Source organism: Pseudomonas sp. MF08831, assembly GCF_059862645.1.
In genome coordinates this window covers 151,196-165,932 of sequence record NZ_JCBCUX010000008.1, presented here as the reverse complement: position 1 = coordinate 165,932, position 14,737 = coordinate 151,196, and the positions used below count along the sequence as shown (strand labels likewise).

At 62.8% G+C, this 14,737-nt stretch carries 11 protein-coding genes; 1 reads left to right on the top strand and 10 read right to left on the bottom strand.

The features are described 5' to 3' along the window. Nucleotides 1-39 precede the first annotated feature (39 nt). The 3 genes from AC19YS_RS18380 to AC19YS_RS18370 all read right to left on the bottom strand — a co-directional run bounded on the left by AC19YS_RS18380 (nucleotide 40) and on the right by AC19YS_RS18370 (nucleotide 4,648). Entirely contained in the window at nucleotides 40-2,994 is a 2,955-nt protein-coding gene (locus tag AC19YS_RS18380; protein ID WP_500602346.1) for a TonB-dependent receptor, read from the bottom strand. A gap of 191 nt (nucleotides 2,995-3,185) precedes the next feature. Further along, complete coding sequence (locus AC19YS_RS18375; protein ID WP_500602345.1) at nucleotides 3,186-4,139, bottom strand: FecR domain-containing protein; 954 nt, start codon at nucleotides 4,137-4,139, stop codon at nucleotides 3,186-3,188. Further along, nucleotides 4,136-4,648, bottom strand: a complete 513-nt coding sequence (locus AC19YS_RS18370; RefSeq protein ID WP_500602344.1) for a sigma-70 family RNA polymerase sigma factor — start codon at nucleotides 4,646-4,648, stop codon at nucleotides 4,136-4,138. Before AC19YS_RS18370 ends, AC19YS_RS18375 begins: the two co-directional genes overlap by 4 nt. A gap of 255 nt (nucleotides 4,649-4,903) precedes the next feature. On the opposite strand from AC19YS_RS18370, the gene solA reads away from it, so the two are divergent. Continuing rightward, nucleotides 4,904-6,067: an N-methyl-L-tryptophan oxidase gene (gene solA / locus AC19YS_RS18365; protein WP_500602343.1), complete on the top strand. Its 1,164-nt coding sequence runs from the start codon at nucleotides 4,904-4,906 to the stop codon at nucleotides 6,065-6,067. A gap of 350 nt (nucleotides 6,068-6,417) precedes the next feature. Here solA and AC19YS_RS18360 read toward each other — a convergent pair whose 3' ends face one another. The 7 genes from AC19YS_RS18360 to AC19YS_RS18330 all read right to left on the bottom strand — a co-directional run bounded on the left by AC19YS_RS18360 (nucleotide 6,418) and on the right by AC19YS_RS18330 (nucleotide 14,723). Beyond that, nucleotides 6,418-7,044 (bottom strand): glutathione S-transferase family protein, encoded by a 627-nt coding sequence (locus AC19YS_RS18360; RefSeq protein WP_200624961.1) that lies wholly within the window; start codon nucleotides 7,042-7,044, stop codon nucleotides 6,418-6,420. A 68-nt stretch (nucleotides 7,045-7,112) separates the two neighbouring features. Beyond that, on the bottom strand, nucleotides 7,113-8,852 hold the full coding sequence (locus AC19YS_RS18355; RefSeq protein WP_500602342.1) for an OPT family oligopeptide transporter: 1,740 nt from the start codon (nucleotides 8,850-8,852) through the stop codon (nucleotides 7,113-7,115). Nucleotides 8,853-9,075: 223 nt separating this feature from the next. Next, nucleotides 9,076-11,133, bottom strand: a complete 2,058-nt coding sequence (locus AC19YS_RS18350; protein WP_500602341.1) for a methyl-accepting chemotaxis protein — start codon at nucleotides 11,131-11,133, stop codon at nucleotides 9,076-9,078. Nucleotides 11,134-11,480: 347 nt separating this feature from the next. Then, nucleotides 11,481-11,771: a DUF3144 domain-containing protein gene (locus AC19YS_RS18345; RefSeq protein WP_119742530.1), complete on the bottom strand. Its 291-nt coding sequence runs from the start codon at nucleotides 11,769-11,771 to the stop codon at nucleotides 11,481-11,483. A 93-nt stretch (nucleotides 11,772-11,864) separates the two neighbouring features. Continuing rightward, entirely contained in the window at nucleotides 11,865-12,437 is a 573-nt protein-coding gene (locus AC19YS_RS18340; protein ID WP_106576630.1) for an ATP phosphoribosyltransferase regulatory subunit, read from the bottom strand. Nucleotides 12,438-12,702: 265 nt separating this feature from the next. Then, on the bottom strand, nucleotides 12,703-13,926 hold the full coding sequence (locus AC19YS_RS18335) for a DUF1444 family protein (protein WP_500602340.1): 1,224 nt from the start codon (nucleotides 13,924-13,926) through the stop codon (nucleotides 12,703-12,705). 101 nt (nucleotides 13,927-14,027) lie between these two features. Further along, on the bottom strand, nucleotides 14,028-14,723 hold the full coding sequence (locus AC19YS_RS18330) for a tRNA (adenine(22)-N(1))-methyltransferase (protein ID WP_500602339.1): 696 nt from the start codon (nucleotides 14,721-14,723) through the stop codon (nucleotides 14,028-14,030). Nucleotides 14,724-14,737: the final 14 nt, after the last annotated feature.

The following is a 14,737-nucleotide window of genomic DNA, read 5'->3' as shown; positions in this document are numbered from 1 at the left end:
TTAGACCGTTAACGCATGTCCTTATGCGTTAGCGACACCTCACTTGCCGAAGTGGTAACTCACGTCCAGCCAGACTTGCCGACCATAGGGGTCGTAGTTGCCCACCGGGTAATACGGCCAGGCGGAATCATCATGCTTGTAGGTGTTGAGCAGGTTGTTGACGGTCAGGCCAACACTGGCCTGGTCATTGACCTGATAACGCGCGCTGGCGTTGAAGGTGGCCCAGGGCGACAGGCGCCCGTCGCCGGCGCCATTGGTCACGCTGCCGTAACGGATGCCGGTCAGGGTGGTGGTAAAGCGCTGGTAATCCCAGGTCAAGCTGGCGTTGACCTTGCTGCGCCAGTCGTAGTTGTTGGTGCTGCTGCGCAGGTTCTGGGTTTGCGCCTCATCCGATTCCTTGAGGTAGTGGGACAGCACCAGGCTGTAGCCGATCACCGAACTGAACGCGCCGTACTCGCCTGCGCCCCAGCGGATATTGCTCTTGAGGTCCAGGCCGCTGGCGCGTTCGCTGGCGGCGTTGATGGCATTGACATACACCTGTTGCAACTTATTCGGATCGACCGCCGCGTTGCCGGCATTACGCTGCACACGCGCCAGCACATCGGCGCAGGTGGCGGCGTCGAGCAGGCCATTACGGCACTGGTCTTCCTGTTGCAGCAGGCGGTTGATGTCAACGGTGGTCAGCAGGTCCTTGATCTGCACGCGCCAGAAGTCAGCGGACACATCGAACTGATGCGAGGGCGACCAGACAACCCCATAAGTCCAGGATTTACCGCGCTCCGACTCAAGGTTCGGCGTGCCGCTCTGGGTGTAGTCAACGCGCCCGCGATCACAGGCGCCTTCAAGGCCTTTGCTGCAACCGTAGTAGTCGATCTGGTCCGGTTTGTAGCCTTTGCTGTCGGCCTGATAGAGGTAATTAAGGTCCGGCGCGCGAAAGCTGGTGCCGTAGCTGCCGCGAAACAGCAGGCTGGTGATCGGCCGCCATTCGAGCCCCAGGTTGTAGGTTTTCTGTTGCTCAGAGCGGCCACTGAATGTGTACTGGTCCCAACGCCCGGCGGCCGAGGCCAGCAGCGTGTCGGTGAGCGGAATGCTGAACTCGCCGCCAGCAGCATAACGGTCGCGCGAGCCGCCGGAATTGGACGCCGGCGTGGTGTTGTAGAAGGTGCCGTCATTGAGCTGGTCATCGACATGCACGCTGTAGGACTGGCGCCCGACTTCAGTCACGCCGGCAAACCCCACCGGCCCGGCCGGCAAGTCGAACAGGTCACCGTTGATGTTGGCGCTGAAGGTTTGGGACACCGACTTGCTCTTCTGCACCAGGTTGCCGCGAAACTGCCGCCACTGCGCTTCGGTCAAGGGCTGGTCGAGCCGCGACGGGTCCGGGGCAAATACCGGGTGGCCGTCCTGGGTGCCCAGTTGCAGCCCCAGGTAGTAATCGCGGATGCCGCTCAACGGTGTGTAGCGGGTGTTGCGGTCGCTGGTGTACTCGGAGCGGTTGGCGGCGATCTGGTAACCCCAGTCGCTGTTGGCGAACTTGTCTTCCAGGCCCAGGGTGCCGGTCCAGGACAGCTCGCGCCATTTGCTGTTGTTGGAGGTCTTGCCGCCGATTTCCTCACTGGCGAAGTTACGCGACCAGCGCTCCAGGTTGCCGGTGTTCTGGTTGATGAAGTCCGGCGAGGTAAAGCTCGGGCCGCGCGTGTTGTTCTGGGTGTGATCAAAGCCAAACATCAGGTCGGCAAATACTTTGCCGCTGTCGCTGAAATGCCAGGTGCCCCGGGTGTAGCCGTCGTAGTTCTCCTTCTCGGCCTGGAGGGTCGAGTAATCGTTGTAGTACTGGTTGGTGGTGCAGCGATTGCCGGTGTTGCCCAGCTTGCCGTTGTAGATACCGCCATAGGCGGCGCAGCCGGGCCCCAGGTAGGCGCCGCTGTCGAGGTTGCGCCGGTAGCCGACGTTGACCGCCGGGCCGTCGGTCATGAAGCCGCGCTGGTTGCTCCAGATCGGCTGGCGGTTGGTCAGTTCAAGGCCGAACACACCGTCGAAATCGCCCCAACTGTCGCCGCCGCTGATCTGCAGGCGCTGGTTGTCGCCGCCGCCGCGCTCGGCGTAACCGCCGCGCAGGTTAACGTCTACGCCGCTGATTTTGTCCTTGAGGATGATGTTCACCACCCCGGCAATGGCGTCGGAGCCGTACACGGCCGACGCACCGCTGCTGAGGATTTCGATGCGCTCGATCATCACCGCCGGGATATTCGCCAGGTTAGTGAAGTTGACCGCGCCGTCGTACGCCGTGGGGTAGTCGGCCACGCGCCGGCCGTTGATCAGCACCAGTGTGTGGTTGGGCCCCAACCCTCGCAGGTTGAGGGCGCTGGCGGCGGGCTGGAAGGTGTTGCCGTAGTCTTCGCCCTGGGTCATGCCGGTGTTCTGGGTTTGCGAAGCGATGGCGTCGTAGACGTTCTTGTAGCCACGGCTGGTGATTTCTTCGCCGCTGATTACCGTGACCGGCGACGGCCCTTCGACCTGGGCGCGGGCAATGCGCGAGCCGGTGACCACGACTTTTTCCAGGGCCACATCGCCAGGCACTGGTGCGAGGGCGACGGCCGCAGCAGGTGCCGCCTTGATGCTGGCGGCAGGCGCCTTGGCCGCGCGGCGCAGCACCCAGCCGCCGTCGCCGCTTGGCACCGCGTCCAGGGCCGAACCACGCAGCGCCTGTTGCAGCGCTTGCTCGGTGGTCAGGCGACCCCGCACCGCGGCACTGGTAAGGCCTTGCACCAGGTCTTGCTGGAAGGAGATGGTCTGCCCGCTGTTGCGCGACAGGTTCAGCAACGCCTGGTCGAGGGGACCGCTGGCGATATCGAAGTCATAGGTCTGGGCGTGCGTGGCCGCTGCCGGCGACGGCGACTGGCCGAACGCCAGGGCGCCATGCCCGGCCAGGGTCACGCCAAGGGCCAAAGACAGCGCCGCCAGCGATGAGCGATTAAGGTGTTTGAAGTGCATGGTTGAGCGTCCCCATCAGTGTTATGCAGTTGATGGGTTGAACAACCAATCAGCGGTTTTTATAGACGGGCGTTAGGCTAAAAAGGCATGGGTTTATAACGGCGAAAACGGCTGTACGCGGGCAGATAAACCTCTGCCTGCACTGGGTTGTGCAACTGCCATGGGATTTTTATAGGGCGCCGTGCAATGATTTATCGGCGCTCGATACTGACCCAGTACGGGCTGTGGTAGTCGACCTGCACCGGCAACGACTGAGCCAGCAATTGCAGGGCACGCTGGCTGTCGTCCAGCGGAAAAATCCCGCTCAAGCGCAGGCTGGCTGCCTCGGGGCTGATGCGGATAATGCCGCGCCGGTAGTCGCGCAATGCGTCCACCACTTCACCCAGTGAGCGGTCACGCACTTCCAGCAGGCCCTGCGTCCACGCGGCCTCGCCACCGCTGGCGGCTTCGAGTTTCAACAGGCCCTGCGCGTTGAACGTGGCTTTCTGGCCGGCGTTGATCACCTGCACGGCGCCGCTGCGCGTGGTGATTTCCACTTGGGAATGCAGCATCGTGATTTGTGTCTGGCCGTCGCCCTGCTGCACCTGAAAACGCGTGCCCAAAGCGCGCATGCGGCCCTGCTCGGTCTCGACAATAAACGGGCGCAGCGGGTCCTTGACCACGTCCACCAACAGCTTGCCGTCGAGCAACGCCAGCAGCCGTTGCCGAGCGTCGAAATGCGTGATCACCTTGCTGCGCGCGTCCAGGCTCAACGCGCTGCCGTCTTCCAACGTCAGGTTCAAGCGCTCGCCCGTGCCGGTGCGCAGGCCGTCGGACGGCAGCCAGGTGTCGGACAGCCGCGTGACCAGGCTCGCGCAGGAAACGAAGCCCACCAACGCCAGGGTATTGCGCAAAAAGCGGCGACGGCCCGAGGGCGCATTCAAGGTGTGCAACAGGCTCTCGCGCGGCATGCGCCGCAGGTCGTCGTTGCCCAGCGCCGACATGCCACTGCCCATCATATTGAAGACCTCGGCCCGCCGTGGGTCGCCCTCGCGCCAACGGCGGAACGCGTGGTGCTCCTGGGCACTGGCATGCCCCGATTGCAGCAACGCCATCCATTGCGCCGCCTCATCGATCATCGCCTCATCGGGCGGGTTGGTGCTCATGGCTGCGCCATCGCCAGGTAGCAACGCTTGAACGCATCGGCCATGTACTGCTGCACCCGGCTCACCGACACCTGCAGCCGTTCGGCAATTTGCGCATAGGTCAGCCCATCCAGTTGGTGATACAAAAACGCTGCCTTGGCCTTGGCCGACAAGCCGTTGAGCAAGCGGTCGACTTCAAGCAATGTCTCGATCAGCAACAAGCGCTCTTCAGGCGACGGATGCACCAACTCCGGCGCCAGGGCCAGTGCTTCCAGATACGCCCGTTCCAGGTCCTGGCGGCGCCAGCCCTCATACATCAGGCGCCGCGCAATGGTGGTCAACAATGCGCGTGGTTCTCGAATGGCCGCCGGGTCCGGCAACGCCAGCACCCGCAAAAAGGTTTCCGAGGCAATATCCTGCGCCCCGTGCGGGCATCCCATCGCCCGGCCAACGCGCGCACACAGCCAGTTGTAATCGCTCTTGAACATCTGACCAATCAGACCGAAATGCAGGTTCTGATTAACACCCATTGCATGCTCCGTGCGGATAACGGCCATTCAGCCTTGCTGTCGAGGAACGATGGAGATCCATCGCTGGAAAGGCGGACTTTGCATGAAGGCGGTATAGGTTAGGAAAGAATAAAAAATTGCAAAGGGCTTTGTAATTGGCATATGCAGAACGCGTGGTCCAACGCCGCAAGGCGAGGCGCCCGTGCCTGTTGCCCATTGTTTTTTCTGCCGTCTTGGCCTCAACTACTGCCCTGCCCTCAGACGCGAGTATCAACCTTGGAACGCTATGAATCGCTGGTCATCGGCCTCGGCGCCATGGGTGCCGCCACGGTGTACCAACTGGCCAAAGCCGGTGTAAACGTTGCCGGTATCGATCGCCATCACCCGCCCCACTCGTTCGGCTCAAGCCACGGCGATACGCGTATCACGCGGCTGTCGGTGGGTGAAGGCGCGCAGTACGTGCCCATTGTGCGCAACTCGCACCGTATCTGGCGTGAGCTGGAGGCGTTGTCCGGGGAGGCGTTGTTCGAGCAGTCGGGGCTGTTGGTGCTGACCTCCCGCGATGACTTCGACCCCAGCGATGAAACCGACTTCACCCTGCGCACCATTGGCCTGGCGCAAACCTATGGCATCGAACACGAGTTGCTGGATGCGACGCAGATTCGCCAGCGCTTCGCGCAATTTTCCCAGGTCGCGGACAGCGCCATCGGCTACTACGAACCCGGCGGCGGTTTTGTGCGCCCGGAGCGGTGTATCGATGTGCAGCTCAAGCTGGCCGAGCAGCACGGCGCCACGCTGTACAAGGGCGAGACCGTCACCCAGATCAGCTCGGACGCGCACGGCGTGACGGTGACCACCGACAAACGCACGTTGCAGGCCGACAAACTGGTGGTGAGCGCGGGCAATTGGGCGGGCGGTTTGCTCGGGGCGCCGTTTGATCGGTTGCTCAGCGTTTACCGTCAGCAACTGTTCTGGTTCGCGCTTGAACCGGGTGCCGAGTTGGTCGGCAAATCGCCCACGTATATCCTCACGCATGGCCAGGATCAAACCCACTACGGCTTCCCCGCATTGCCCGGCGAGGGCAGCCTGAAACTTGCCACGGCGCAGTATCACACCGCTGCCACGCCTGAGACGCTGGACCGCACGGTCTCGGCGGCGCAAGCGCGCGAGATGTATGAGCAGCAGGTGCAGGGCCGTATCGCCGGGGTGACGGCCGAGGTGGTGAAGTCAGCGGTGTGTGCCTACACGGTGACGCCGGACCACCATTTCATCATCGACGAGCACCCATCGCTGCAGCACACACTGGTGGTGTCGCCGTGTTCGGGGCATGGCTTCAAGCACTCGGCGGCGTTGGGCGAGGCGTTTGCGCAGTGGTGTATGCGGGGGTCGAGTGACCTGGATTTGTCGTCGTTTTCGTTGAAGCGGTTTGCGAACAGCTGAGAAGCCGCTCTCGGTGGGCTGTAGGGGCTAAGGCGTTGTGAAGCGCGGGCCTCTTGCGGCGAACGGGCTTCTTGTGGCAAGCGGGCCTGGTGTGGCGAGCGGGCTTGCCCCGCGTTGGGCTGCGCAGCGGCCCCAATGGAGCAGAACGCGGTGTGTCAGGCGGTACTCGGCGGCTGGTTTGGGGCTGCTTCGCAGCCCAACGCGGGGCAAGCCCGCTCGCCACATCAAGCCCACTCTTCACATCAGGCCCGTTTGCCACACCGGGCCCGCTCGTCACACCAAGCCCGTTTGCCACACCAGGCCCGTTTGCCACACCAGGCCCGTTCGTCACAGGGGTAACGCCTGCGCTTTTATTTGGCGAAGGCGTACTCGCCGCCCTGCTCCACTGCCTTGCGGTAGGCCGGGCGCGCCTGGAAGCGTTGCACCCACGCGGCCAGGTTCGGGTAGGCCTGCAGCTTGCCTTGGGCCTTGGCGATTTCGCCGATGAAGCTCATCTGGATATCCGCGCCGCTCAGTTCATCACCCACCAGGTATGGCGTATCCGCCAGCACGTCGTTCAGGTAGCCCAGGTAGTTGGCCAACTCCGACTCGATGCGCGGATGCAACGGTGCGCCCGCTTCACCCAGGCGGCCGACGTAGAGGTTGAGCATCAGCGGCAGCATTGCCGAGCCTTCGGCGAAGTGCAGCCATTGCACGTATTTGTCGTAGGTGGCCGTGGCCGGATCGGGCTGCAGACGGCCTTGGCCATGACGGCGGATCAGGTAGTCGATGATCGCGGCAGACTCGATCAGCACAAGGTCGCCGTCTTCGATCACCGGGGATTTGCCCAACGGGTTGATTGCCTTGAGTTCGGGCGGAGCAAGGTTGGTTTTCGGGTCGCGCTGGTAGCGCTTGATCTGGTAAGGCAGGCCGAGTTCTTCGAGCAGCCACAGAATGCGTTGCGAACGCGAGTTGTTGAGGTGGTGGACAGTGATCATAAGGGCTCCGCTGAACGAGAGTGGGTATCCAGGTAAGAGACTACGCTGTCGCGGTGGAGTGCCATGGATTAATTCGCAACCATCGCCCACAACGACGCGCCGACCCCGGTGATGCTCTCCCCGGCGATCAATCCGGCCGCAGCGGTAATCGCAAAACGTTCGGTGAGACTCGGCCAGCGGCAGCTCGCCAACCACGTCAGCACCGCGCCGAGGGCCATCATCAGCGACACCGAAGCCGGCAGCACGAAGGCCAGGCCCAAGGCCGCGGCGCTGGGCAGATACCGGGCGCGTCGGGCCGACAACGTGCTGTCGAGAACGCCCAGCAACACGCCGACCGCACCCGCCAGGCCAATCGCCCAACGAATGCTCACCGACAATGAATCCAGGCCATGGGTCAGGGTTTGCGCCACGGCCTTCCAGGTGGCGACCGCAGGCGCCGGCCACTCTTCGGTGAGCAGCATGCTTTGCGGGTCGGGGATCAACGCCAGGTAGGCAAATACGCCAACGATGCTGCCCACAAAAATCCCCAGAATCTGCGCGATCACTTGCTTGCGCGGCGTGGCGCCAATCGCCTTGCCAACCTTGAAATCGTTCATCAAGTCCGTGCATTGCCCGGCCGAGCCGCCGGCGGTGTTGGCACTCATCAAGTTGATCGGCACTTGCCCCGGCGCAACGATGCCGAAGCTCAGCTGGGACAATTGCCCGATGGCGCCAATCGGCGGAATGCCGGTGGCACCCACCACGCGCGCCGCCACGGCGGCCAGGCAAATCGCCAGGGGAATGGTCAGCAAGGCCATCCACAGGTTGATGCCGAACAACAGCGCCTGCAGGCTCACCACCAGCACAATCGCCAGCGCAAAACCGGCGGCAGGCCCAACCTTGGGCACCGCCCATGGCGTGCCGCCGCCGGCTTTGGTGGACGTGTGCAAGGCCCACAGACGGATCGCCAGCGAGGCCAGCGTCGAACACACCATCAGGCTCACGCCGGGCCACAGCAACCATTCCACCAACGCGGCAAATTGGGGGCCGCTGCTGCCTGCCGGCAGGCTGACCAGGCCTTGCGCCAACAGCCACGGCCCCAGCCCGCCCCAGGCGAGCAAGGCGCCAAGCAGCAGGGTCAGGCCCACGCGAATACCGATGATGCCGCCAAAGCCCAGCAACAGCAGCGAAGGGTCGGCGGTAAACGTCAGGCGCTCCAACGCCGCGCTGGGCGACCAGCGCGGCAAGGCCCACATAAACGTATCCACCCACTTGACCAGCCCGGACAGCAACGCGGCGCCGAGCAGCACCTTCAAGCGCGTGGCGGCTTCACGGCCGTGGTTGTAGATGTGCAGCAGGGTTTCCAGGGTGGCCATGCCCTCGGGGAATTTTAGCGCGTTGTCATTGAGCAGCGAGGGCCGCAGGTACCAGGCGATCCAGATCCCGAGAAAGCTCACCGAGAACACCCAGGCGATCATCGGCAAGGCGTCCAGCGTGTGGCCGGTCAACAAGGTGTAGGCCGGGATCGGCGCCACCAGCCCGCCGGAGATAATCGAGGCGGCGGCCGAGGCAACGGTCTGGTTGATGTTGCTTTCGTGCAGTGTCCACGGCATTTGCCCGGGGCTGCGCCTGGCCAGGCCCTGCCAGATGGCGTAGCCAACCAGCAAGGCGATGATCGACATGTTGAACGACCAGCCGATCTTGAGTCCCGCATACACATTCGAGGGCGTGAGCAGGATGCCCAGCACGACCCCGGTAATCACCGCGCGCAGGCTGAGTTCGCGTTCCACGGGGGCGGTCAGGTCGGGTGATGGGGGGGTTGAAGGCATGCAGATTCCTTTCGGCAACGGGACAGGGCGTCTTGATAAGTGAGCCCTGTTGGCGCTGAAGGTTCATCTAACGCGCGGTGCTTTCATTCAGAGCGCACCGCGTTGAGGGGGCGCAGCAGGCTCAATTAGAGCGATGGGGTTTTTCTGATAGTCCTCGTTGTCTGGGTTTGGGGCCGCTTCGCGGCCCAACGCGGGGCAAGCCCGCTCGCCACAGGGGGGATGGTCAGTCCAGGCGAAAGCGCGCGGTGTTTTCACTCAGGGCGCGGCTGCCTTTGCTCAAGGTGTCGGCCGCCTGGTTCACCGCGCGCGCGCCGTCGAGCAAGCGCCCTGCGGCCTGATCGACCTGCTGGATATTGCCGCTGACTTCATCCGCCGTCGTCGCCTGTTCTTCCACCGCCGCCGCAATCTGCGCCAGGGTGTCGGTGACGTTTTGCACCGCGCCGGCAATTTCGCCCAGGCGTGTGCCCAGGCCGGTGACGGACTCGGCGTCAGTCAGCGCCTGGTCACACGCGGCGCCCATCAGCGTGACCGCCTGGCTCACCGTCGCGCGCAGGCTGTCCACCGTGCCGGCGATCTGCGCCGTCGAAGCCTGGGTGCGTTGCGACAGGCTGCGCACCTCATCCGCTACCACGGCGAACCCGCGGCCCTGCTCGCCTGCGCGGGCGGCTTCGATGGCGGCGTTGAGTGCGAGCAGGTTGGTCTGTTCGGCAATGCCGCGAATGGTGTCGACCACCGACTGAATCTGCTGGCCCTGCTGGCTGACTTGCTCCAGGGCATTGGCCGTGTCGGTCAGGCGCTGGTTGAGTTGCTGGATACTCGCCGTGGTGCGCTGGCTGTCACGGCTGCTGTCTTCGGCGATACGCCGGGTTTGCTGAGCGCTGCCGGAAGCCTGTTCGCAGCTTTTGGCGACGCCCATCGAGGTGGCCGCCAGTTGCGTGGCGGCGGCGGCGATCTGGCTGATCTGGTGTTGCTGGTCTTCGACTTCGGTCAGGGTGCTGCCCGATTGCGCGTTGAGGGTGAGCACTGCCGAGCCCAGTTGCTGGGTCTCGTGGTTGACGCCCAGCAGGCTGGTGCGCAGCTGCACCACGGCGACGTTGAGCGCGGTGCTGATTGCCGCCAGTTCATCGCGACCTTCCACCGCCACTTCGACGCACAGGTTGCCGTCACGCAGGGACTCGGCGAGCGTGGTGATGCCACTGGCACTGCGACGAATCGAAGCCTGCAGGCAAATAAACAGGTACAACGCCGCCAACGCCAGCAGGCTGAACGTGGCCACCACCGGAATGAACTCCCTGAGCGAGCGGTCACGGTAATAACTCAAACGTTCATCCAGCGAGTGCAGCGACTGGCTGCGCAGTGCGCCCAACGCGCCGAGGATGCTGTCGACACTGCGATCAAAGCCTGCGGTGTCGAGCTTGATGGTGCCGCCAAACACGCCGTCGTCCAGGCCTTTGAGTTCGTTATCGAGCAATTGCAGGCTGGTGTCGTATTGCGCCGTCCACGGTTCCATCCCGGCATATTGCTTGGCTTTGAGTGACGCGGCGGCCTTGACCAACTGGTCACGTGCATCGCCGATTCGGCCGCGCAGGTCGCGCATCTGCAAGCGGCTTTGCAAGGTGAATTGCCCGGAGGCAATCGAGGACTGGCCGACGCTCGCGGTGCGGCCGATACGTTCGATCAGGTCCGGCGTGTGCTGGGTGGAAATCTGCATCAGCAAGTAGGTTTCCAGCCACGGGTCGAGGATCAGGCCGGCGTCCAGGGTGATCTGCTCGCGCAAGGTTTGCATCGCAGTCAGGGCGGCGGTGAAACGGTCATAGCCGTCCGGCCACCAGCCCACGGTGTGCAGCGATTGGGTGTCCATGCCCTTGACCGTCGCCTGCAACGCCTCAAAACGGGCCAGGGTGTCGGCGCTGGCGTTGTGGGTCTTGAGCGCCTCGCCCAAGGCTTGCAGGCTTTGCACAATGGCCGGGTTGCCGGCATCGACGTTGTCCATCGCGGCCTGCGCGGCGGGGGTTGGGGTGTGCAGAATATCCAGCGCTTTCCAGCGGGCAGCCAGGTTGCGTTGTGCGGTCAACTGCCCATCCAGGGTGTCCAGGGCCAGCAGTTGGCGCACGCCGGACTGCTCGCTGGAAATCACCGCTAATTTGTCGCGATAGTCCTGGCCGATCAGCCACAGGCTTCCGGCCAGAGGCAGCATGAACAGGAAAAACAGGATCTGGAACTTGCGCGCAAAACCGAAACGGCCAAGCAGGCGGATACCCGGTGATAAAAGACTGTGCATGGCCGACCCACTCCCCCAAACAACCTGGATATGACTAGAAGCAAAATGCCATGTCATTGATTGGGAAGGTACTAGCAAGATACGGGCCGTTGGTGGCGGGTCGCGAAATAGGCGGCTTGGCGAGGTGACGGCGCTGTGGCATGCGCGAAAATGGGGCAAAAGCACTCAGTGTGCAGAGTGGAACGGTAACCCGGCTTTCCAGGTAGGCTGGCTTACCCTGGAGGGCTCTGGGCACTGACCTGCCTGACCTGGCGTGCAAGGGCATCTGAAACAGCCATGGATATCCATCGGCTGCTGAAGAAAGGACAACTCAACGTACAAGAGCAAGTGGAATCGGTGCCGACGAGCTATTTGACCAACATGTACTGACTGAAATTATTGATGTGATCATCCAGATTGTCCTCAAGCATCATCCGGTACTGGTCACAGAAATACTTCAGCATCGCTTCCCGCGCCTCGGCCATTTCGGCGCCGGACTTGAAGTTGCGTGCACTGGCCCAAGCGTTGAAGCGCGTGGTGCCGAACATCATCGAGGCACTGACCTCGCCGAGGTTTTCACAGGTTTTGAGTTGTTCGTTCGACAGTTCGATGTGTGCGTCTGCACGGTCGTAGAAGGCTTGATCGGTGGTGTCGGCCATGGCGGGGGTCCCGGATGAGCAAATGATGGCGGCTATTGGAGCATATCCGGCGGCCGGATAGGAGACGCCTCCGGGTGGAGGCGTCCTTGCACATCACGCCAACGCAAGCACCAGACGCTCAAGCCCGATGCCGAACCCGGCGCCTTCGCGGTATGCACCGCCGCCCACCACTTGCTGCTGAGCACCCAACGCGGGGCAACGCACCTCGAAGCCATTGCCTTGCAGGTAGTAACTCAACCCGCGTTTGACGGCCAGGTTAAGCTCATAGTCAAGGTCCAGCGTGTCGAGAAAACCGGTGCACAGCGCTTGGCTGCGCTGCAACGCCAGCGCGGGCTCAGGGCTGAGAATTTCCAGCCCCAACTGAGTGAACTCCCGGTAGCGCCCAGCTTGCGGCCGCTCATACCGGTAACACCGCGCCACGTAGAAAAACATCGCCTCCGCGCGCGCGCCAAGCAATTGCGTGTTGCGTTCCTGGAACAGCGCGGTGGCTTCCGGGATCAGGCAACACTGACGTCCGGCCTTGTCATCGAAGGCCCACATCTGCCCGATGATTTCACTGCCGCCGGCTTTTTCGATAAACGTGTCCTGGCCCCACAGGGCCGGCACGATGACTTCTTCAGCGCCCGCGTCGATGAAGATAGCTCCGAAAACGCGCCTCGATCTCACGCATTGTCGCGGCTTCTTTGCCCATCACTATTCGGGTACCCCGTAGCATTGTCATCTGTTGAATCTCCCTTTTTACAAGCAATAAAAAAGGCGCCATCGGCGCCTTGGGTGGTGGTTCATCGAGTGATCAGAGGTTCTGGTCAATCAGTGAGCGCAAGCAACCGCGGCACCTTGGGCAAGGTCCGTGGGGGTGATGGCGGTTGCTTTGCGAAAATTTGGTCATGGGCGATCCTTGCACAGGTGGGCGACGCGTGACAAGCCGGCGTTAAACCAGCGGCGTCAACTGACTCAATTGCGCAGGCGTTGGAAAACCCAGCGTGCGATAGCGCGCCGGGTACAGGCTCGCCGGCGCCAGCAGGTCACCCAATTTGGCCTCAAGCTCAGCCCATTCGACCACTTGGGTCTGGGCGGTGCCATCGGGCTGGATCTGCACCAGCGCCACGCGGTCGGTCTTGGGCAGCAAGGTGTCGACGGTTTCTGTCCAGCTACAGAGCGAGAAGGTCTTGCCGTGACTGTCCTTTAACTCGAACAACGTGTAGGTCGCGACAAACACGTCGATCTTCTGCTCATCGTGAAGGATGTCGAGCTGCTCTTTCTGCGCGTGGTAGTTGCCCTGCAGCAGCATGTGTTCGAGGCTCGCCATGCGCGCCTTGAGCGCTTCATCCTGGCTGATGAAAGGCACGATCCGTTGATCGTCATAGGTGTAGACCTGGCTGGACACCGCGCGCCCGCTTTCCATGGCCTTGAAGCTGACCTCGACCATGTGCCGAATGCCCGCTTCATCCTTGTCACCGGTCACCATCAGGATGTCGCGGGTCGGGATCATGAACACAGGGCGGCCCTTGATGGCCGCACGCTGCAGCACATCCGGCAACAGCACGCGGCTGGTGTCATAGCCGTCATTCCAGCGGCCGAGGTAGAGGCCGGGCACGATTTCGTCAAACGCGTCCTGGGTCGCTTCACGCAGATTGCTCACCGCCACCGCCAATGCCTCGTCCAGGCTCACGCCCCACTGTGGATCAGGCCCCTCGGTCAGGGTGGAGGTGGTCTCGGGGTAGTCCACCGCCAGCAGGGTCACGCAGTCGGTGCCCAGCGCCTGGTGGACGGCGGTGTACGGCGCATCCCAGCCCTTGTTGCGGACGTGATGAAGGCGCACTTCTTCGAGCATCGCCAGGTTACGAATCACCGGCCGCAACAGCGGCCTGACGCCTTCGAAGGTTGGCGGGGCTGGCTTTTTGTAGCCGAGCAGGGTCGATACATACCCTTTCAATACGTCAGATTTGTGCGCTTTTTCGGCGTTCTGATAGTCATTGAATGCGTTATGCAGATTGAAGTAGCTACCGTCGCCATGCTTGAGGCGGAACTCTTTGGGCACGTACTCAAGAGGTTCGCTGAAACCCGCTTCGCGAGCTGCCTTGATGACTTTCTCGGCGAACGCGTCTTCAGTCAGCGGGCGATTGAAAAGTTTGTCGAGCAGGGAGCCAAACATACGCAGCGTCCTCCATGAGTGCGAGCCGTCCATCATGGGCGGCGCAAGAGACCGGGTAAAGCGCCGGTCTGGGATGTGTGACCCTGTTCACTGTTGCCAGTTCAAGCCAGCAGCTGGGTGATCCAGCGCGCCTGCTGTTCAATCTCCTGCACCTTATGCTGGGGCACCGCCTGCCGGGCCTGCTCGAAGCTGGCCAGGGTCTTGTGCTTCTGACGCAACATGCGTTGCCACTTGCCCAGGAACTGCGGGCTGCGCGCCTGCATCTGCAGCGGGCCGAAGTACAGCTGTTGCGCCGTGTAGACCAGCGGCTCAGCGCGTTCGGCGACGATGATTTCGTAGTAAAACCGGTTTTCCTGCAACAGCTCCTCGCGCACGATCCGGTAGCCGTTGTCCATCAGCCATTGGCGCAAGGGTTGTTCGCCGCCATTGGGTTGCAGGATCAGCCGTTCTTGACCGCTCAGGTGCGCCCTGCCGCTGTTGAGGATGTCGCGGATGGTTTCGCCGCCCATGCCGCACAGGCTGATCGCGGTGATTGCGTCCGCCGGTTCAATGGCCGCCAAGCCATCAGCCAGCCGCACGCTGATGTGCTGCTCCAGAGCGTTGTCGCGTACCATGCGTTCGGCCGCGTGAAAGGGCGTGGCCGCCACCTCACCCGCCACCGCCGCTGCGATCGCGCCGCGACGCATCAAGGCTACCGGCAGGTAGCCGTGGTCCGAGCCAATATCGGCCAGGCGCGCACCCGCCGGCACGTTTGCCGCCACGCGCTCCAGGCGCATGGACAATGTGTGTTCGTTCAACGGTTGTTCCTTAT

What these genes read in the sequence shown, in the direction of transcription:
- AC19YS_RS18380 (WP_500602346.1), bottom strand. Translation starts at nt 2,994, where the DNA reads ATGCACTTCAAACACCTTAATCGCTCATCGCTGGCGGCGCTGTCTTTG.
- AC19YS_RS18350 (WP_500602341.1), bottom strand. Translation starts at nt 11,133, where the DNA reads ATGCACAGTCTTTTATCACCGGGTATCCGCCTGCTTGGCCGTTTCGGT.
- AC19YS_RS18335 (WP_500602340.1), bottom strand. Translation starts at nt 13,926, where the DNA reads ATGTTTGGCTCCCTGCTCGACAAACTTTTCAATCGCCCGCTGACTGAA.
- AC19YS_RS18355 (WP_500602342.1), bottom strand. Translation starts at nt 8,852, where the DNA reads ATGCCTTCAACCCCCCCATCACCCGACCTGACCGCCCCCGTGGAACGC.
- AC19YS_RS18360 (WP_200624961.1), bottom strand. Translation starts at nt 7,044, where the DNA reads ATGATCACTGTCCACCACCTCAACAACTCGCGTTCGCAACGCATTCTG.
- AC19YS_RS18345 (WP_119742530.1), bottom strand. Translation starts at nt 11,771, where the DNA reads ATGGCCGACACCACCGATCAAGCCTTCTACGACCGTGCAGACGCACAC.
- AC19YS_RS18370 (WP_500602344.1), bottom strand. Translation starts at nt 4,648, where the DNA reads ATGGGTGTTAATCAGAACCTGCATTTCGGTCTGATTGGTCAGATGTTC.
- AC19YS_RS18375 (WP_500602345.1), bottom strand. Translation starts at nt 4,139, where the DNA reads ATGAGCACCAACCCGCCCGATGAGGCGATGATCGATGAGGCGGCGCAA.